The 19,558-nt window shown below is 35.7% G+C and carries 19 protein-coding genes and 2 other annotated features; of the genes, 3 read left to right on the top strand and 16 right to left on the bottom strand.

Annotation, left to right across the window (positions count from 1 at the left end):
• Positions 1-98: 98 nt before the first annotated feature.
• The 3 genes from pheT to BKP35_RS12965 form a co-directional block, all read right to left on the bottom strand.
• On the bottom strand, positions 99-2,525 hold the full coding sequence (pheT, locus tag BKP35_RS12975; protein ID WP_071313780.1) for a phenylalanine--tRNA ligase subunit beta: 2,427 nt from the start codon (positions 2,523-2,525) through the stop codon (positions 99-101).
• Positions 2,526-2,540: 15 nt separating this feature from the next.
• The gene (gene pheS / locus BKP35_RS12970; protein WP_071313779.1) at positions 2,541-3,575 is read right to left on the bottom strand and encodes a phenylalanine--tRNA ligase subunit alpha; all 1,035 of its coding nucleotides are present in this window, start codon (positions 3,573-3,575) and stop codon (positions 2,541-2,543) included.
• A gap of 179 nt (positions 3,576-3,754) precedes the next feature.
• Positions 3,755-3,996: a binding site (T-box leader), on the bottom strand.
• A 99-nt stretch (positions 3,997-4,095) separates the two neighbouring features.
• A complete protein-coding gene (locus tag BKP35_RS12965) occupies positions 4,096-4,857 on the bottom strand; it encodes a TrmH family RNA methyltransferase (protein WP_071313778.1) in 762 nt (253 codons plus the stop codon).
• 193 nt (positions 4,858-5,050) lie between these two features.
• Between BKP35_RS12965 and sspI the strand changes: the two genes are divergently transcribed.
• Complete coding sequence (gene sspI, locus BKP35_RS12960; protein WP_071313777.1) at positions 5,051-5,260, top strand: small acid-soluble spore protein SspI; 210 nt, start codon at positions 5,051-5,053, stop codon at positions 5,258-5,260.
• Between the two features lie 144 nt (positions 5,261-5,404).
• Here sspI and BKP35_RS19615 read toward each other — a convergent pair whose 3' ends face one another.
• From BKP35_RS19615 to dut, 3 genes are all read right to left on the bottom strand, one after another.
• Complete coding sequence (locus tag BKP35_RS19615) at positions 5,405-5,560, bottom strand: hypothetical protein (RefSeq protein ID WP_169819221.1); 156 nt, start codon at positions 5,558-5,560, stop codon at positions 5,405-5,407.
• Between the two features lie 131 nt (positions 5,561-5,691).
• On the bottom strand, positions 5,692-6,768 hold the full coding sequence (locus BKP35_RS12955; protein WP_071313776.1) for a M42 family metallopeptidase: 1,077 nt from the start codon (positions 6,766-6,768) through the stop codon (positions 5,692-5,694).
• Positions 6,769-6,849: 81 nt separating this feature from the next.
• Entirely contained in the window at positions 6,850-7,290 is a 441-nt protein-coding gene (gene dut / locus BKP35_RS12950; RefSeq protein ID WP_071313775.1) for a dUTP diphosphatase, read from the bottom strand.
• A 419-nt stretch (positions 7,291-7,709) separates the two neighbouring features.
• On the opposite strand from dut, the gene BKP35_RS12945 reads away from it, so the two are divergent.
• The gene (locus BKP35_RS12945; protein WP_071313774.1) at positions 7,710-8,093 is read left to right on the top strand and encodes a sigma-w pathway protein ysdB; all 384 of its coding nucleotides are present in this window, start codon (positions 7,710-7,712) and stop codon (positions 8,091-8,093) included.
• A gap of 347 nt (positions 8,094-8,440) precedes the next feature.
• Here the strand turns inward: BKP35_RS12945 and BKP35_RS12940 are convergent, their stop codons facing one another.
• From BKP35_RS12940 to BKP35_RS12915, 6 genes are all read right to left on the bottom strand, one after another.
• Positions 8,441-9,022 (bottom strand): TVP38/TMEM64 family protein, encoded by a 582-nt coding sequence (locus tag BKP35_RS12940; RefSeq protein ID WP_071313773.1) that lies wholly within the window; start codon positions 9,020-9,022, stop codon positions 8,441-8,443.
• Positions 9,023-9,129: 107 nt separating this feature from the next.
• On the bottom strand, positions 9,130-9,396 hold the full coding sequence (locus BKP35_RS12935) for a DUF1294 domain-containing protein (RefSeq protein WP_245741965.1): 267 nt from the start codon (positions 9,394-9,396) through the stop codon (positions 9,130-9,132).
• An 84-nt stretch (positions 9,397-9,480) separates the two neighbouring features.
• Positions 9,481-9,837 carry a 50S ribosomal protein L20 gene (gene rplT / locus BKP35_RS12930; RefSeq protein ID WP_071313772.1) on the bottom strand — a complete coding sequence of 119 codons (357 nt, stop codon included), beginning with the start codon at positions 9,835-9,837 and terminating at the stop codon, positions 9,481-9,483.
• Positions 9,838-9,881: 44 nt separating this feature from the next.
• Entirely contained in the window at positions 9,882-10,082 is a 201-nt protein-coding gene (rpmI, locus tag BKP35_RS12925) for a 50S ribosomal protein L35 (RefSeq protein WP_071313771.1), read from the bottom strand.
• 132 nt (positions 10,083-10,214) lie between these two features.
• Positions 10,215-10,718: a translation initiation factor IF-3 gene (gene infC, locus BKP35_RS12920; RefSeq protein ID WP_071313770.1), complete on the bottom strand. Its 504-nt coding sequence runs from the start codon at positions 10,716-10,718 to the stop codon at positions 10,215-10,217.
• A 163-nt stretch (positions 10,719-10,881) separates the two neighbouring features.
• Positions 10,882-11,005, bottom strand: a sequence feature (ribosomal protein L20 leader region).
• 164 nt (positions 11,006-11,169) lie between these two features.
• Complete coding sequence (locus BKP35_RS12915) at positions 11,170-13,344, bottom strand: sensor domain-containing protein (RefSeq protein ID WP_084031643.1); 2,175 nt, start codon at positions 13,342-13,344, stop codon at positions 11,170-11,172.
• Between the two features lie 482 nt (positions 13,345-13,826).
• On the opposite strand from BKP35_RS12915, the gene BKP35_RS12910 reads away from it, so the two are divergent.
• Entirely contained in the window at positions 13,827-14,261 is a 435-nt protein-coding gene (locus BKP35_RS12910) for a hypothetical protein (protein ID WP_071313769.1), read from the top strand.
• An 82-nt stretch (positions 14,262-14,343) separates the two neighbouring features.
• Here the strand turns inward: BKP35_RS12910 and BKP35_RS12905 are convergent, their stop codons facing one another.
• The 4 genes from BKP35_RS12905 to BKP35_RS12890 form a co-directional block, all read right to left on the bottom strand.
• Positions 14,344-15,699 carry a multiheme c-type cytochrome gene (locus BKP35_RS12905; protein WP_071313768.1) on the bottom strand — a complete coding sequence of 452 codons (1,356 nt, stop codon included), beginning with the start codon at positions 15,697-15,699 and terminating at the stop codon, positions 14,344-14,346.
• A 309-nt stretch (positions 15,700-16,008) separates the two neighbouring features.
• Positions 16,009-16,656, bottom strand: a complete 648-nt coding sequence (locus BKP35_RS12900) for a response regulator (protein WP_084031642.1) — start codon at positions 16,654-16,656, stop codon at positions 16,009-16,011.
• Positions 16,649-18,535, bottom strand: a complete 1,887-nt coding sequence (locus BKP35_RS12895) for a histidine kinase (protein WP_071313766.1) — start codon at positions 18,533-18,535, stop codon at positions 16,649-16,651. Before BKP35_RS12895 ends, BKP35_RS12900 begins: the two co-directional genes overlap by 8 nt.
• Positions 18,532-19,473 carry a substrate-binding domain-containing protein gene (locus BKP35_RS12890; protein WP_071313765.1) on the bottom strand — a complete coding sequence of 314 codons (942 nt, stop codon included), beginning with the start codon at positions 19,471-19,473 and terminating at the stop codon, positions 18,532-18,534. Before BKP35_RS12890 ends, BKP35_RS12895 begins: the two co-directional genes overlap by 4 nt.
• Positions 19,474-19,558 lie beyond the last annotated feature (85 nt).

Here is a 19,558-nt window from a genome sequence, read left to right as displayed (position 1 = left end):
TACGGAAAGTTGCTTTTTTGTCACAAAACCTACTTTCCATACAAAAGAAGCTGTCCCATAAGTGTGTGACACTATTTGGAACAGCCCCTTTAATTACTTTATGCTCTTAATGTTACGCCTAGTTTTTCTTTTAAGCCTTCGAGTACTTTATTATGGACGTTGGTTACTTCTTCATCAGTTAATGTTTTTTCTGGGTCAAAATACGTTAAAGAAAACGCTAATGATTTATGGCCCTCTTCCATTTTTTCACCTTGATATAAATCAAATAACTGAACTGATTTTAACAGTTTACCACCGTTACTTTTAATAACGTCCTTTACATCTTCAGCTTGAGTCTCTTGGGCGACTACAAGTGCAATGTCACGAGAAATCGCTGGATATTTAGGAACTCCCTCATAAAAGACTTCTTGACCACTTGACGAAAGAACCACTTGTAAATCTAACTGAAATATATACGTTTCGTTTAAGTCGAGCTCTTTTTGAAGCGTTGGATGAATTTGACCAACAAATCCTATTTCTTCACCGTCTAAAAGAATAGCCGCCGTTCTTCCAGGATGCATGCTATCTTTTTTCACAGATGCGTAGCGAATTTTTTCAGTGATCCCTAATTGATCAAATAATCCTTCTAAAACACCTTTAGCAACAAAGAAATCAACCTTCTTTTTCTCGCCTTGCCATAAGTGACTTTGCCACGTCCCTGTAAAAGCACCTGCTAAAATTTCTTTTTCTGTAGGTTGCTTTGTGATTTCTGTTTCTTCAGTTAAGAAAATCGAACCAACCTCGTAAATAGCAATGTCCTCAATTTTTCGGTTGTGATTATATTGCACAACATCTAGGACGTGTGGAATTAAACTTGTTCTTAACGTACTACGATCCTCACTCATCGGCATTGCAAGACGAATTGGCGTTACATTTTCTAACGTATCACCGAAACCTTTTGCTTTACTAGAGCTCGTTAAAGAATAGGTGATCGTCTGGTTTAGTCCTACACTTTCTAAATAACGACGAACGTTTCTACGACGAGTTTGGCTCGGTGTAAGGGCACCAGCAGTTGTAAGACCTATAGGTAATGTCGTTGGAATATGATCATAGCCATATAGTCTTGCCACTTCTTCTACTAAGTCCGCTTCTATTGTGATATCTGGTCTCCTCGTTGGAACATAAACGGTAAAAATATCTTCGTTTTGTGAGTAGATGAATTGTAAACGTTTAAAGATATTTCCTACAACTTCTGCAGTCAACTCTGTTCCTAACGCGTCATTTAAACGTGAAACTGAAATATCAACAGGTAATGGTTTCGCATCAAGCTCATTTACTTCAACACAACCTTCTAAAATCACTCCACCTGCTAATTCACAAATCATTTGTGCTGCTCGTTCTGCTGCTAATGCAACACGGTTTGGATCAATTCCTTTTTCAAAACGAACACTCGAGTCGCTACGTAAACCTAAATCTTTTGAAGCTTTACGCACTGTTGAGCCTTTAAAATAAGCGGCTTCTAGTAAAACTGTCGTTGTTTCATCGTTTACTTCTGATTTTGCACCACCCATAACACCAGCTACAGCCACTGGTTCTTTCCCGTTTGTAATTACTAAATGCTCTTTAGCAAGCTTACGCGTAGCATCGTCTAATGTGACAATTTCTTCTCCTTCTGTTGCCTTACGAACAACAATTTCTTTTGAGCCAAAACGGGCATAATCAAAAGCGTGAAGAGGTTGTCCATATTCTAATAAAACATAATTTGTAATATCAACAACGTTACTAATCGGACGAATTCCAGCAGCCATTAGACGATTTTGAAGCCATAGAGGAGAAGGTCCTACTTTCACATCTTTAATAACCATCGCTCTATAAATCGGGTTATCTTCGATTGCATCAACACGAACTTCAATAAAGTCTGCTGCTTTCTCATCACATTTTTGTAATTTCGGTGTCGGAACATCAATTTCGCGACTTAAGATCGCTCCTACTTCATAAGCTACACCGATCATATTTAAGCAATCTGCACGGTTTGGTGTTAAATCAAGCTCTAACACTTCATCGTCTAAATTTAAGTATTGTAGCGCATCTATTCCTACCTCTACATCTTGTGGGAAAACAAAAATACCTTCCGAAACTTCTTTAGGAACAAATTTTGTATCTACCCCAAGTTCCTGTAATGAACAAATCATCCCGTGTGATGCTTGTCCACGAAGTTTTGCCTTTTTTATTTTAAAATTGCCAGGCAATACTGCGCCTACTTTTGCTACCGCTACTTTTTGGTCTTCAGCGACATTTTTTGCTCCACAAACAATTTGTACTAACTCTTCTTCACCGACGTCAACTTGACATAAGCTCAATTTATCTGCATCTGGATGTTGTTCACGTTTTACGACATGACCGACAACAACATTTTTAACCCCTTTATTTAATGGATGAACAATGTCTACAGCCACACCACTTCTTGTTAAACGCTCTGCTAATTCTATCGCTGAAATGTCACTTAGCTGGACATACTCTTTAAGCCAATTGAATGATACTAACACAAATGTTTCCTCCTTTTAAGCTCGTTTAAATTGCTCTAAAAACCTTTTATCGTTTAAGTAAAAATGACGAATATCATCAATACCGTACTTTAACATTGCTAAACGTTCTACACCCATTCCGAAAGCAAAACCTGAGTATTTTTTCGAGTCAAATCCACCCATTTCTAATACGCGAGGATGAACCATACCTGCACCTAACACTTCAATCCAACCTGTTTCTTTACAGATACGGCAACCATCACCTTTACACATGACACAAGAAATGTCTACTTCTACTGAAGGTTCAGTGAATGGGAAAAAGCTCGGGCGTAAGCGAATTTTTTGATCAGGACCGAAAAACTTCTTCGCAAACTCTAATAAAACTCCTTTTAAATCACTCATACGAACATTTTCGTCTATGTAAAGACCTTCTACTTGCATAAATTGATGTGAATGTGTGGCATCATCATCGTCTCGACGGAATACTTTCCCTGGGCAAATGATTTTTACTGGGCCTTTTCCAGCATATTTTTCCATCGTTCTCGCTTGGACTGGTGATGTATGAGTTCTTAATAAAAGTTCTTCCGTAATATAAAACGTATCTTGCATATCACGAGCTGGGTGATCTTTCGGTAAATTTAATGCTTCAAAATTATAATAATCCGTTTCTACTTCCGGACCTTCAGATACTCCAAAGCCCATTCCGATAAAAATATCTTCAATATTTTCAACGACCGCTGTTAATGGATGTCTAACCCCAGTGTTCGCAGGACGTCCTGGTAAAGTAACGTCGATGCTTTCACTTGCTAACCTCTTTTCTACTTCTAATTCTTCTAGTTTGGCGACTTTTTCTTCTAGCTTATCAGATATCGCTCCACGAACATCATTAGCCATTTGACCAATGATTGGGCGCTCATCTGCTGACAACTTGCCCATTCCTCTTAACACTTCTGTTATTGGTCCTTTTTTTCCTAAATAAGAAACTTTAACATCTTGAAGCTCTTTTAAAGATTGTGCTGACTCAATTTGATTTAACGCTTCTTGTTGTAGTTCTTTTAAACGTTCTTGCATCAATTTTTCCTCCTTTATTTGTAACAAAGTATTTACCTTTTTGTGTCAAGTCAGTTGATCGCTAGAACCCATTTTAAAGCAAAACCACGATACCTTGTAAATAAAAGCCGTACGCGGACCTAACCAACAGACGACTAACCAACTAACCAACTTTTTCCACACAAAAAAGCCCTCATCCCAAAAGGGACGAAGACTTGACTTCGCGGTACCACCCTAATTAACAATTAGAAAACCTCTAATTGTTCACTCAAACTTGATAACGGTCTATGACCGATGCAACCTTAATAGAAAAACTTCTATATTCCGGTGCCAACTCCAGAGCGAATTCAATTGCGACTATCATAGAAATGCTTTCAGTCTAGGCATTTCCTCCCTAAAAATGACGTTTTTGCAATTTACTACTCTCTTTCCTAGTTTTTTTAATATGAAATTCGAAATTAATTATAAGTTATTTTTAGCAAGAAGGCAAATTTTATTATAGTTTTGATTGTTGTAAGCTTCTCTTCGAAGCTTTTAGCTTTTATTTTCTCAAATGATATAATAGGATGCCTGTTGCAATTGAAACGTTGAGTGATTCTGCTTTTCCGTAAATAGGGATATATAAATTGTCTGTTGTTAATTTCAGTAGTTGCCCAGACAACCCACTTCCTTCGTTTCCAACAATCAGTGCAAAACTTTGTTGTGGAGGCACACTATTATACACTTTTGCATTTTCATTTAAAGCAGTTCCATAGATTGGAATATTTTTATTTTGTAACTTTTCAACCCATTCAACTAAATCAGCTTTCACAACTGGAAGGTGAAATAAAGAACCTTGTGTAGAGCGAATTACTTTACTATTATAGACATCGACTGTCCCAGCCCCTAAAATCACCCCTGACAAGCCTGCACTATCTGCGGTACGTATGATTGTCCCTAAATTCCCCGGGTCTTGTACTTGATCTATTAATAAATACTTCCCATCATCTTGAACCGTTAAAGGCTTTCTACCTAAAAGCTCGCATACCGCTACAACTCCTTGAGGTGTTTCGGTTTCAGAGATTTCTTTCATTATTTTATCCGGTACGATGTATATTGGAATATCCGTTACGTTCCAGCTTTGAGGGATTTGAAAATTCTCCTCTACGAAAATTTCATTGATAATTACGTTTGATTTTATTGCTTCTTCAACTAAGTGCTCACCTTCAATGAAAAAGCTCCCTAGTTTTTCCCTTCCTTTGCGTGTATGTAACTTTTTTACTGATTTTATTTTTGCGTTTTTAACTGATTCAATCCGTTCCATTTTTTTCTCCTTTTATTTAAATAAAATCGCCCAACTTATTCATGTTAAATAGTGACTTTTGTTCCGTCATGGGCATTTTGTATGTAAAAATATTTATTTATACTCATTTATATTATAAATATTTTCGTCCAATTATTGTCATACTATAACTGAATAGCAATAAGATTTATTTTATCACAAGGAGTGAGTAAAGATGGGATTTAATTTACGCGGCGCGATTTTACAAAATGTACAAAATAGTACTGAAGAAGATGTAAAAGCAACCATTGCTGATGCAATGCAAAGTGGCGAAGAAAAAATGCTACCAGGTTTAGGGGTTTTGTTTGAAGTTTACTGGAAACAAGCAGATGAACAAAGCAAACAAGAAGTAATTTCTTCGATTTCACAGGGGTTACAGAAGTAAAGAAGAATAGGTCATATAAAAGTCAAAGTTGTTCTAAATTTTAATAGAAGTAAAGTTGGTGTGCGACTTAGTAATACAAATCGCACACCTTTTTGTTTAACACTTTATTCCACAACGCCTCTGTAATAAACAACTTACTTTTTATTATTCCCTCGCTTCAATGTACTGATTGTTTTGAACGCATCGAAGGATTTCGTGCGCCTGATTTCCTGAAAGTACAATTAATTTCTCTAATAATTCATCTCGCATTAAGTCGAGGCGAATTATTTCAACTGCTAATTTCTCTGCTTCATTTTTCATGTTTCATCGCCCCTATCTTTTGTAGTAATTATATTTTATACAGGAGCTAGCGAATTCTCATTATTTTTGTAAGAATTTATAACAATTTTTCCTTTAGAAAAGCGCAAGGCGCCCGCCTACCGTCATAAAACTTAGTCAAATGTAATTTTTGCTACAGTATCTTTATCTAACTTTTTGATAACCTCAACGATTAATTTTACAGCGTTTTCAAAATCATCTCTGTGTAAAATCGCTGCATGACTATGGATGTAACGTGTCGCAATTGTAATTGCTAGCGCTGGTGAACCATTTGCTGTTAAGTGGATCGCACCTGCATCTGTTCCGCCACCTGCTACATAGTCAAACTGATATGGAATTTCTGCTTCATCAGCTGTATTTGTTACAAAGTCACGAAGTCCTTTATGAGAAATCATCGAAGCATCATACATGATCACTTGTGGACCTTTACCCATTTTTGATAGCGCTTCTTTTTCAGTAACACCTGGTGTGTCCCCTGCAATCCCTACATCAACTGCAAAGCCGATATCTGGTTGAATCGCATGTGCTGCAGTGCGAGCACCACGAAGCCCTACTTCTTCTTGAACTGTTCCTACACCATAAACTGTGTTCGGATGATCAACATCTTTTAGCTGACGAAGTACTTCAACCGCAATTGCACATCCGATACGGTTGTCCCACGCTTTTGCCATTAACATTTTTTCATTTTTCATTACCGTAAATTCGCAAACTGGAACAACTGAATCTCCAGGGCGAACACCAAACTCCATTGCTTCTTCTTTGCTTGAAGCTCCAATGTCAATAAACATGTCCTTTTTATCAACAGGCTTTTTACGTGCTTCTGGAGGTAGAATGTGCGGTGGTTTTGAGCCAATTACTCCTGGTACATTTCCATTACTTGTCATAACAGTAACGCGTTGTGCAAGCATTACTTGCTCCCACCAACCGCCGACACATTGAAAACGTAAATAACCTTTATCATCAATACTCGTAACCATAAAACCGATTTCATCTAAGTGACCAGCAACCATAATTTTTGGTCCTTCAGCAGAGCCGTTCTTTTTAGCGATTAAGCTACCGAGATGATCTTGAGTAATTTCATCTGCAAAAGGCTCAATATGCTTTTTCATTACTTCACGAGGCTCTCGTTCATTTCCAGGAATCCCGTTCGCATCTGTTAAATCTTTTAACATTTTTAAAGTGTTATCCATATGTAAATGCCTCCTAAAAAAATTTAGTTATGTTTACCAACACTATTATAACGGTAATCGAAATAATTCTCAATTGTTCTACTACTGTGACACCCCGGACGAACCGAACCCTCCTTCACCTCTATCAGTAGTTGTTACTTGATCTACTTCAATAATATTTACTTTCGCTACTTGTGCTATGACCATTTGCGCAATTCGCATTTGTTTTTCCACTTTAAAATCTTCTTTTCCGTGATTAATTAATATTACTTTAATTTCTCCTCTGTAACCTTCATCAATCGTTCCTGGGCTATTTAAAACCGTAACTGAATGTTTTAATGCTAAGCCACTTCTCGGCCTTACTTGAGCTTCTGTTCCTTCCGGCAATTCGATCATAATCCCTGTACTTATTAGCGCTGCTTCCCCTGGTTTAATCATTTTTTCTTCAACGGAAAACAAATCAAGACCTGCATCTCCTTTATTCGCTCGGTACGGTATAACCGCATCGTCATTTAATAATTTAATTTTTAAATTGTAACTCATTTCTTCCTCCTGTTTATAAAAATTATTATTATCCCTGTCAGCCTTTTCCATTCAAAACCTTCATGACGGTAACGGTATTCCGTAACCATCTAAAATGAAAATTGGAGGTGGATTTTCTTTCACTTCACTGTAAACTTCTATCGAATTTTAGAGGCTCGTGAAAGAAAATCCACCTCCAATTACCTTTTCCTTACAAAACCCGCATGACCATTGTCCGTCACCATTTAAGTTGTAAAAGACAGATGATTTCCTTTTCTTCACTGGTTTTCCAACTTTCCAACTAAATATCTAACCAACCAACAAACCAGCTATCCAACTTAAACAAAATTTTTGAAACCTTTTCTTTGATCATTCGTAATGTAAATAAGGACAGTTTCGTTTATACTAATTAAGACCACTTTGTCGTTAGGGGGATACCAATGGTTGTTTTTTTATTCCGATTATTAATATTAATAGCCGTTATTATTTTAGCATACAGTTCGATTAAATATTTAATGAATCCAAAACGTAAGCTCGAATTAGCACACGAAAAAAAGCAATTTTACTTTTTAGATGATAAACAAAATATTAGAAAAAACTTTTTAATCACATATCGAGGTGTTCTATTTGAAGGAGAAAAATATTTGGGAACGACTGACAAGGCCTTCGAAGTAGTAACAGTCCAAGTTTGGGTCAAGAATCCAGATAAACTACAAGGGCTTAATAAAGAGGACTTTTATTTTATTGAAAAAGAAATTATTTTAGCTTATCCAAATGCTAAAATCGATTGGAAAAGCCCTATTAAAGAACTTTTGTTAAAATAATAAGAAAAGCAAGAAAAGCGCAAGCCGCCTTGGTCAGCAAAGCAGCTTCTTAGATTTGTTCCTTGTGCTTTGCGACGAGTAACCGCAGGAGCTAGACAGCTTTCGTGTTAAAATGTTATCTACAAATACTTTGTCTTTATAGTTTTCCTAGACAACCAAAAAGAGGCTTGGACAAAGGTGTCTGACACCACGCCCATCCTACTAAATATAGACGTAAAGATTTATCATATGTCTATATTTGGTGTCTAGCGGTGTCTGACACTTTGTTTTGTCCCAGCCTCTAAAAACTTTATTTCATATTTTCTCTTCCTAAACTGAACCCGTAACCGTAACTACCCGGGATGTTTTTAACTCGTTTTAAAAAACTTCTTCCATTCGATAATCGCTGGTTTTTCGATCGCTTTTCTTCTAACCCCGAAAAATACAACCGTTAAGAAAAATAATAATACGACTGAATAAAATAATGGAAGGTCAACGATCATTTGACCGAAGCTTGTAAAAATGATCGAAGGTAAAATTACACCTAAAAATGAGTACTTTGTATATTCTCTAAAATTATTAGTTTGATCTAAAACGTAAAGAGATAATAAATGGAAATGGGCAAATGGCACCATTCTTAATACCATGATTTGATTCATTGTTAATGGGCCATTTTTCATCATCTTCTTATTTAATTTTGCAAAACGCGATAATACATTAGGAAACTTTTGTGCAACGAAGTAAAAAATAATACACATTAGCGTTAATCCAATAATCGAAAAGATTGATCCGTAAATCACTCCGAATAAATACCCACCGACCATACAAACAAAGAGAACAGGTAAAAAAAGTAATGGACGAATGAGGTGAAATAGCACAAATAAGATTGGCGCAATAATCCCGCTCTTTTCTATATAAACTGGTATCGCTTCTGCTAATTGTTCAAACATGGCCTTTCACCTTCCTTAACAGGAATTATGTTGTATCGCTTAAGGAAATTTTTATACCTAATTTTTCCCTAGCTACTTTGTCCTTATTAAAAAATTATGAATGAGAACTATAAATAATGATAACTGATTAGGACAAATTGTAGCAAGAAAATTAATGGAATTCCTACCTTAAAAGATAAATGTTTCGTCTTATGCCTAAATTGTTTCATTCCTAAAAAGATACCTGCACTGCCCCCGATGATTGCTAAAATGAAAAATTTTCTTTCCGGGACTCGCCATTGACCTTTTATCGCTCTTTGCTTATCTACATACATATACGCAAATGAAATGATGTTAATCAAAAAAGCATATGCAAAAACAATTTCAATTGTCACTACTTAAACCTACTTCCTTTTTAATTTAAAATTAAAAATTTAAAAAAGCCACCCTACTTGTGAGAGTGACTTTTTATTTGTCATTTAGTTTAAGTTTGCTTTTGCTTTTGCAGCTAATTCTGCAAATGCTTTTTCATCGTTTACTGCTAAATCAGCTAACATTTTACGGTTAACTTCAATACCAGCAACTTTTAATCCGTGCATTAAACGGCTGTATGAAAGACCGTTAATACGAGCTGCTGCGTTAATACGAGTGATCCAAAGCTTACGGAAGTCACGCTTCTTTTGGCGACGATCACGGTAAGCATAAAGTAATGATTTCATTACTTGGACTTGTGCTGTTTTAAACAATCTATGTTTTGAACCATGATAACCTTTTGCTAATTTTAATACTTTCTTACGACGACGACGAGCGACATAACCGCCTTTTACTCTTGGCATCGTGTTTCCCTCCTCAAATCTTCAACCTTAGTTGAAAATATCAATTATTTTTTGTACGTTAACATTTCACGGATACGTTTGAAGTCTCCACTATGAACCATTGCAGCTTTACGAAGCTTACGCTTTGCTTTCGTTGACTTGTTTGCAAATAAGTGACTTGTGAATGCATGCGAACGCTTAAGTTTTCCACTACCTGTTCTCTTAAAACGCTTTGCTGCACCACGGTGAGTTTTCATTTTAGGCATAGGTAAATCCTCCCTTATTGATTACTAGAAGATGTCCAAAAACCGATGAAGAAAAATCAGCAATCGCCTTTGAACACAACTTACTATTTTAAAACTTGCTCATGTCCTAGCATAGTTCATCTATGTTAACTATTACTTTTCAGCTTTTGGAGCTAAAATTAAGAACATGCTACGGCCTTCCATCTTCGGCGCCGCTTCTACAGTTGAAATGTCGTCACATTCTTTTGCAAGACGCATTAAGACATCTCTTCCGATTTGCGAGTGTGTAATCGCACGACCACGGAAACGGATCGCTGCTTTTACTTTATCTCCCTTTTCAAGGAACTTCCTCGCGTTGCGAAGTTTCGTATTAAAATCATTTAATTCAATCGTCGGACTAAGGCGAACCTCTTTCGTCGTGATGATCTTCTGATTTTTACGAGCTTCTTTTTCTTTCTTTTGTTGCTCATATCTAAACTTACCGTAGTCCATTATACGACAAACTGGCGGTTTAGCATTTGGTGCAACCATAACTAAGTCAAGGTTTGCGTTTTGAGCCATTTCCAGAGCTTCTTGTTTTGACTTTACTCCGATTTGATCTCCGTTTGCCCCAATGAGACGAACTTCTCGGGCACGAATACCCTCATTGACCAACATGTCTTTACTAATAACTAGCCACCTCCATGATTTATTAGATAAACTTAGTTTTATAAGTTATCATTCACTTTAAAAACAATATAGTTTTCGTGAGTGTTCTACTCCAAAGGACCAAGCATGTCTGTTATGCCCACCTTATCTCTATGGCTTTATAGCCAATTCCTAAATAAAAAAGGTGTGAGACGCATACTACGCCCACACCTTTATTGATTATCATCAATATTTAAGTAACCTGCAAACTACATTTGTGTCAGTCAGGTGAGAAGCGGGCGCTCCTTCTTGCATTGGTTCCAATATTTAATTCACTTAGTTACTATATCAAGTTAAAAGTTGTTTGTCAACTATTTATGAAAGGCAATTAGTTTTAAAGTTGTTAGTCAACGGTTTTCATAAACCGACTTTTTTATAATAACAAACAGTAACGATATATTTCAATAGTTTTTTTCTTCTTTTATTTGGCAATTGACGAATGCCCTTTTAATAGTTCTGTTAAATCAGCAGCAGGTACAGGTCGACTAAAATAGAAGCCTTGCATTTGATCACAATTTTCTTCCTTTAAATAATTTAATGCTGCTTCATCTTCGACTCCTTCAGCAATTACATTTAAACCAAGATTATGAGCTAAGTTAATAATCGAAGATACAATGGCACGGTCACCGCGATTTTTAGGTAACTCATTCACAAATGTTTGATCTATTTTTAAAGTTGAAATAGGAAAGTTTTTTAAATAACTTAAAGATGAATAACCCGTACCAAAGTCGTCAATGGCAATGCCACTGCCTAAGTTTTGTATATTTGTCAAAGTATTAATCGTGTCTTCTGTATGATCCAATAAACTGTTTTCTGTAATTTCAAGGTCGATCGAATGAGGGGATACAGAAGTTTCCGTTAATATTTGAGTTAAATCAGTAATAAAATATGGATGTTGAAATTGTTTAGTTGCGATATTAACACTAACCCTTAAATGAGGAAAGCCTTGCTGCTGCCATTTTTTCAACTGAGAACAAGCTTCTTTTAACACCCATTTCCCTAATGATACAATTAAACCTTTATCTTCAGCTACTTGAATAAACTCTATAGGGGAAATAAACCCTTTTTCAGGGTGTATCCAACGAATGAGTGCCTCTACTCCGACAATTTGGTTTGTTTTAAGGTCTACTTGTGGTTGATAATGAAGTTGTAATTCTCCCTCAGTGTTCAATGCTTTTCGAAGGTCATTTTCAATTTGCAACTTTTTAACTAACGAAGCGTTCATATCATGATTGTAAAATAAATATTTATTTCTACCTTTATTTTTTGCTTCAAACATAGCGATGTCTGCGCTTTTCACTAACTCTTCTGGCGTTTCCCCGCTTAATGGAAAAAGGCTAACTCCTATACTTATTTTCAAATGGATATCAGCTTGTTTATATAAAAACGGACTTTCAAATAAAGTGAATAAATAATCACAAACTTCTTGAGATCTTAATTCGTCAATATCATAGAAAACATAGACGAATTCATCGCCTCCTAGGTGGTATAACATATACTCGCTACTATAGCTTTTCAAATCGGCCCTTTGTAGACGATGTGCAGCCATAATTAAAATGTAATCGCCGACTGAGTGCCCTAAAGCATCGTTAATTAATTTAAAATGATCTAAATCAATAAATACTGTAGCGACATTTTTATTTGATTGTTTGGCGTCAACTATAAGCTCTGTTAAATCAATATCTAATTTTCTTCGGTTAGGTAAATCAGTCAACGAGTCGTGATAAGCCATGTGCTCCACAATTTTTTCTGACTTTTTCAACTCAGTAACATCACTAACCGAGCCTACAACTTCTTTCACCTCACCGTTACGATAAAACGGCGACAAAGTAATAAATAAATCCATTTTATAAAACTTAAGTTCAAATTTACTTGTTACCCCTGTAAAAGTTTTCTCAACAGGCTTAAGAAGTTTTTGCAATGTATTATTTGGAATGATTTCGTGAACAGATTTATGTAAATGCTCTTGTTCTAGTAAACCTATTTCTTTAGCTAGCTTTCCAGCAATTAATGTAAAAATAAAGTCATTTTCATCATTTCTTTTTAATTTAAAAACGAAATTATCTAGGTTTTTCATAACTTGAGCAAAGTCATTTTTTAATAACTGTCTAACTTGTTCCTCATAATGTTTCCCTTCTGTAATATCCGTTCGAATCGAAATAAATTTGTATGGTCGCTTTTTAGTATCTAAAATCGGAAAGATGACGGTCTTTACCCAGTAATAACTTCCGTCTTTTGCTCTGTTTTTCACTTCACCTTCCCAAACGTTGCCACTCATAATCGTCTTCCACATCTCAAGATAAAATTCAGGTGGGTGATGCCCAGACTTTAATAGATTATGATTTTTCCCAATCAACTCATCTTTACGGTATTTAGATATTTCACAAAATTTATCATTAACACTTAAGATCGTACCTCTTCTATCTGTTACAGCAACTATTGTTGATTGATCGAGGGCATAACTTAAATCTTTTAATTCATTTAAAATCTCCTCAATTTGTGGAGTAACTATTTCTTGGTTAGATAACTCCCTATTTAAGAGAGAAACTAAGTTTGTAGGTGTTGTATCTTTATATAGGTTTAAATCTTCTTTCATAAACTTCCCCCTCAAGGAGAAACTTCCTCCCCACTTTAATATTTTTATTTTACAACTAATTTGAGAATTCAGCAATTGTCTAAACCCGCTTTATACATACAAAACCTTCATGACGATATATCTTCACCTATCATCACCAGCTAAGATGCAAAATAATGCTCGGTCGCTTTTCTTGAGTAAGCCTCTAAAATCCGTTAGAAGTTTAAAGCGAAGCGAAAGAAAAGCGACCGACATTTCCCATTCTAGATGGTGAAATGTTACTGTCATGAATTTTTTTTATGAAAAAAGGTGGATACTTTCGTGAACGAGCGTCTGAGATTCAAAAGAAGGTCAAGGCGAAGTGAGGGAAAATGTCCACCTTTTCATATTAGCTGGTGACGAGTAAATAGTCATGAAGGTTTTGTATGGATAAAAATTGGAATTTTGATTCATACTTAATATATATGTGCACATTTTAACGGATAAAGATTGAAGGTGAATTTATGAAAAAATATATAATTTTATTAATGATGATGTTTTTTACAGTGGGTACTCATTCGGTATATAGTGATAGTGCTGAAACACTTCAAAACAAATATTTACCGCTGTTTGAGGAGATTGAACAAAAAGCAGTAAACGAACTCAATTTCTTAATCGATGAAGCTTATATTGAGTATGAACGCAAAAAAGAAAAGGGTGAACTTACGGTTCCCATTTTATTTGCTTATATTGAAAAAGGAAAACAATTAGAAGAGGAAATTGATAAAGATTTTCAGACCATTTTAGCGCATATGAAACGAGAGATTACCGAAAAAGGACTACCCGAAACGTTAGCAGCGCCTTTCGAAAAGCAATATTTAAAATCAAAACGAAAAAATAAGTTGCACATTTTAAAAAATATCACGTTGGAAGGGCATACGATCAGTTTTGAACGGTAACAAATAAAACTTGATAATTACACTTCGATAGCAAAAGCGCTGCAATACATGCAGCGCTTTTGCTTTACTTCATTGTCATTGTTTATTCATTGTCGTCTTCTGGAACATCACCAATTGTTACTGTTCCGAATGTATGTTGTCTCATATCTTGAACACCGTTAGCACTCATTGCCTTGTAAGGCATTGCTTCATCAATATCCCAATTTGTATCATGACACTGATGACAAGATTGGTCTGTTCCATTTCTTTCTAAGTCTGCACTAATTAAAGCTTCCCAGCTTCCGCCTTTTAACGTACTAGGGTCATGTAAGTCATGACAAGTTGAGCATGTGAAGTCTAAATTCATTTTCATTACATTAGCTTCTAATTCGTTGTACTGCATACGATGGCTTCTTGCAGAACCGTCAGCCCAGAAACGTTGGTCTCCGTCTGTGTCCCAATAGCCTTCAACATTACCATCTTCATCGTAACGTACAAAAACATTTTCAGCTCTAGCAATACTAGTCACATATTTGTGATCGTAAAGGTCGTCGCCCCATTTATAGAAAATAGAATCTTGGTGATTCATAGGCTCGCCAGTTGCCGGATCAATCTGTCCAGTGTTTCTTGCGTGACATGTACCACAGAAATCTAACTCTTGTTGAGCTGTAAGGTTAGCTGGATTTAAAATTGTATCTGCGCTAGGGCTGCTAACGTGCTCACTAGCTGGTCCGTGACATGCTTCACAACCGACACCTAACTCTCCAACAAAGTCTTCGAAATAGTAGTCGTCATCGCCACGACGATCTTGATTCGCTAACATCTCTTCGTAATCAAATCCTGTCGTGTGACAACCTAAACATCTGTCTTCGTACTGTTGTCCACCACCATAGCTATTTAACCTTGCTGGAGTTACTTCACCATCAGCTGCCACCCATTCTGGGTTTGCTTGGAACTGTACAAAGTTAAAGCCGTGTTCTGTTCTAATAAGACCTCTTTGTTTCCATTCTCCACCGACTACATAAACAAGCTCATCAAAAGAAGTTAAACGCTTGCCTTCATTGTCGCCACCAATTGTCGTGAATTCACTATTTTCCCAATCAGCAAGTTCCGCTTCCATCAACTCTCTTGTGTAATCTTTAATTGCATCAGGATTTTTCTCAACATTTTGAACCATTAATGGATGCGCTGTTTCAGACCAACCACTATGTTGAGCGTTGTGACAGCCTGCACAGCTATCTGATCCAACATACTCTGCATTACTAATATCAACTTGCTCAGGCTCTGGAGTCTCGTCTGAATCATCAGTGCCTTCTGAGTCAGTATCCGTAGTGTCTTCTGGCGTTGTTTCTACTGGATCTGTTTCATCCGTCGTTGCTTCTTCATTCGAACAGCCAACGATTGCAAATGCAGCAATCAGTAGCATCGCCATAAGCACTAGTAAATGTTTCTTACTCATTTTTTCCACCCCTTCATCTAATTTGAATTTCTTTCCCTGTGATCTTTATCACATCTTTATTTTCCCATGTTTTTTCATATTTTCGTATCAGTGTTAGCCTTAAATCTATTTCTTTTTATGTACATAATCCCCCTTACTTTTTGTCAGGATTTACCCTTACACCCCCTAAATAAATAGGGATATTTTATGAATACTCTATATTTTTTCACAAAATAGCAAACAAAAAAAGATTGATATTAAATATCAACCTTTTTTACAATTCAAGAAAAAAACATATAAAATATATTAAATTGTGTAATCTCAAATCAATTATTCATTAATCGAGATAAGACCTTGACTAACAGCATAGCGGACGAGCTCAGATCTTTTTTTCATATTTAATTTATCTGAAATTCTCGCTTTATGGGTTTCTACCGTCTTCACACTCACAAACAGTTCGTCCGCGATTTCTTGGTACGTAAACCCTAATGCGACATATTTTAAAACTTCCTTTTCTCTTGCACTTAACGGACATTCGTCTTTATCTTTCTTTTCTTCGGTAAAGCCTTTAAATAGAAAACTTGACATCGTTGGATATATATAAGTTTCACCTTGTAATACCGTTCTAACTGCAGAAATTAACTCTGTGTCTACAGCCTTTTTCAACACATACCCTGAGGCACCTGCTTTTAATGCTTTTTTTAAATAGTCTTCTTCTGAAAACATTGTTAACATTAGAATTTTAATGTGAGGAAACTTTTCTTTTATTTGCCTTGTCGCTTCAATGCCACCAATTCCCGGCATTGATATATCCATTAAAATTAGATCAGGATCCCATAAAGATGCATTTTCTACCGCTTCTTCACCACTAGAAACAATGCCGACAATCTCCCATTCATCTACTTTAGATAGTAATAGTTGAATACCAGAAAGGAGCACTCCGTGATCATCAGCTAACATTATTTTCGGTTTATCCATTCGTTTCATCTCCAATCACGATATCTTTGACATAAATGGTCGTCCCGATTCCTTCGTTCGATTCAATAATTAAGTTTCCACCTATTGATTCGATCCTTTCTTGCATTCCTTTTAAACCGAGATGGTCTTTCGTTAACTTCCCATTTAACACTTTTTTCGCATTAAAACCAACACCATCATCTTCAATAATGACAGAAACTATACCATTTACATGTTTTAATATAATACTTATATTTTCAGCTTTGGCATGCCGCGCTGCATTTGTTAATGCTTCTTGGATGACTCGGTAAATGGTTACTTCAATTATTGATAGTAGCCTTAATTGATGAAAACCTATCACTTGAATATCTACATCGATATCATATTTTTTCATATATTCTATGACATATTTTTTAATCGCTGGTAGGAGGCCAAGATCATCTAATACACTCGGACGTAATGACCAAGAAATATAGTGGATCTCATCTAACGTTTTTTGGGATACTTCCTTTATATCTACAATGTCTTGGGTCATTTTTTCAGAAACTGATTGTTCCTCTAATAAAGTTAGACCGACTATAATGGATGTAATTGATTGACTTGTCTCATCGTGAAGTTCTCTAGCAATACGCTTTCGTTCTTCTTCTTGAGCGGTAATCACTCTTTCTAGAAGCTTTATTCGTAATTCTTCTTTATACTTTACTTCTTTCCATAGTCTAGCATTTTCTGCAATAACGGAAAGCTGACGTGAGAAAGAATGAATAAACTTTTTCGTCGTCTCATCCGGTTTATTACCGAAACAAACGTTTATTTGACCGATTTCTGTTTTTGCCTTGATCGGCACGTAAAGTTGTTTATCATGAAGTACATTATTCTCTCGGAAAAACAAGCAGTTTTCACAAGCTTTGTTATCTCCAACTGCACAATTACTTCTTCCCTTAAATGTAGAAATTCTTTCATCAGCTAAATTCAACTCGATAAAACAACTGTTTAAATTCAGCTCTTCCATTAAGCGTATAGCCGTACTCTCGATGTGTTTATTGAAATTATGAAGGTCCACGGAACTAACAGCAAGCTGGTGCAACAAAGAAAGCTCACTATTTCGTAATTTTAAAACGTTAAGATATTTATTGTTTTCTTCGTTTTTATATTTTAATCTTTTAATCATCGTATCGAATTCACTAGCAAGCAATCCGATTTCATCTTTAGAATTAATTTCTACTTTACATTGTAAATCACCTGCACCGACTTTTTTCGTTACATTGATTAAATGGTTTAAATCTCGATACATTACTTTCGTTAAAAGAAAAGAAATCATGAAGCCGATGAATCCCACACTAATAGTAGATATAATAATGATGAACGTTATTTCATCAATGGTTTTATAAATTTGTTTTTCGTTTAACCCAACCCGCACAAAACCTACTTCACCTTCTAACATAGGCGAAATAACGTCATGGATCGTTCCTGCTTCAGATTGAAAAGTGACGAGTTGGTGAGAATATTTCTCAGGATTTCCATCTAATAAGTTTATGTTTATTAGCTTTTCAGAAACTTTAAAGTCTGACCCAAACGTATGAATCACGATGTTAAAATTTTCATCGGCAATAAAAATATATTCAATATCAGGATTATTGCTCATTGTATCTTGTATTAAATTATTGAGGCTAACGATATCTTTTAATAATGTATAGTCAGTTCCTCGGGCACTTAAATCACTAGCTATTGAAACAGCGCGACGATCTAAGTCCTCACTTAACTTTACAACAAGAATTTCACGTAAAATAATCGTGGATGTCAGTGCCATTAAAATAACAAGGCCAATCGTTATACCCAATACCTTCGTTTTCACACTTTTATTTTTTAAACTTGTAACGAACCACTTTATAAAACTCTTCATTTCGTTTCTCCTAGCTCAACTAACATTTCATTAATTGGTTCATATAAGTTAGGGGCAGGTTTTATAAAGTGATCAACATTTAATTTCTTAAGTGCTCTGTTACCGTAGTTACTCTCGTGCATAGACAACACTACATCGACGAGTCTTTCTTTTATTTCCTCATCCATATCTGGTCTAACGACCAAAGGAGAATTCCCTACATCAGGCCCTTTCCCGATGATTTTAATTTCATCTATTATCGGATCGTTTTCTTGTTTTAGTTGTTTATATACATCACTATGGGTAGAGCCACCGTCAACTAGACCATTAGCAACCGCTACTATCGTGTTATCATGGCTATACGTAAAATATGTTTTTTCAAAAAAGTTACCGACATCATACCCTGATTTTCTCAATTCATAATTCGGAAACAAAAACCCTGAATACGAGAGTGGATCAGAAAAAGCAAAGCTTTTATCTTTAAGGTCTAATAATGATTGGTAATCAGCATCTTTTTTTACGATTATATAAGATTTAAAGACTTCATCATCGTTACGTATAGGCTTTGCAACACTTTCAAAAATCCCTGCATCATTGCCGAGTACCGCTAAATAAGCACAGACGATACCTGCATCCACTTCTCCTCGTTCAAAAGCTCGCTTAATCTCTGAATATGTTTGCTTTTGAACAATTTCAACTGGCATACCGAGCTCTCTTTCGATATAGTTCAAAAATTTATTATACGTTCTGTGTGTTTCTCTTATCGATAAAATGGAAGCAATGGCTATTTTAAAAGTTTCTTCATCATCATCAATTAATAAAAGTTCTTCGGTATTAGTCGCAGCCGCAGCCACTTCCTTCGCTAGCGGAATACCACTTTTTTCTGTATCGGAACATGCCGTTGCTGTCAAAAGTAACATCATAGCAATAAATAGTATTTTCATATTACGAAAACGCATAGATAGCCCCCCTAATCTATATCTACTTCAAGTATATAGGAGTCATTAGGGGTTTCCCTGACAAAAATGCAACAGTTTTATGAAA

It is taken from the genome of Anaerobacillus arseniciselenatis (genome assembly GCF_001865995.1).
Classification (GTDB): Bacteria; Bacillota; Bacilli; order Bacillales; family Anaerobacillaceae; genus Anaerobacillus; species Anaerobacillus arseniciselenatis.
This window is presented reverse-complemented; position numbering and strand designations above follow the sequence as displayed.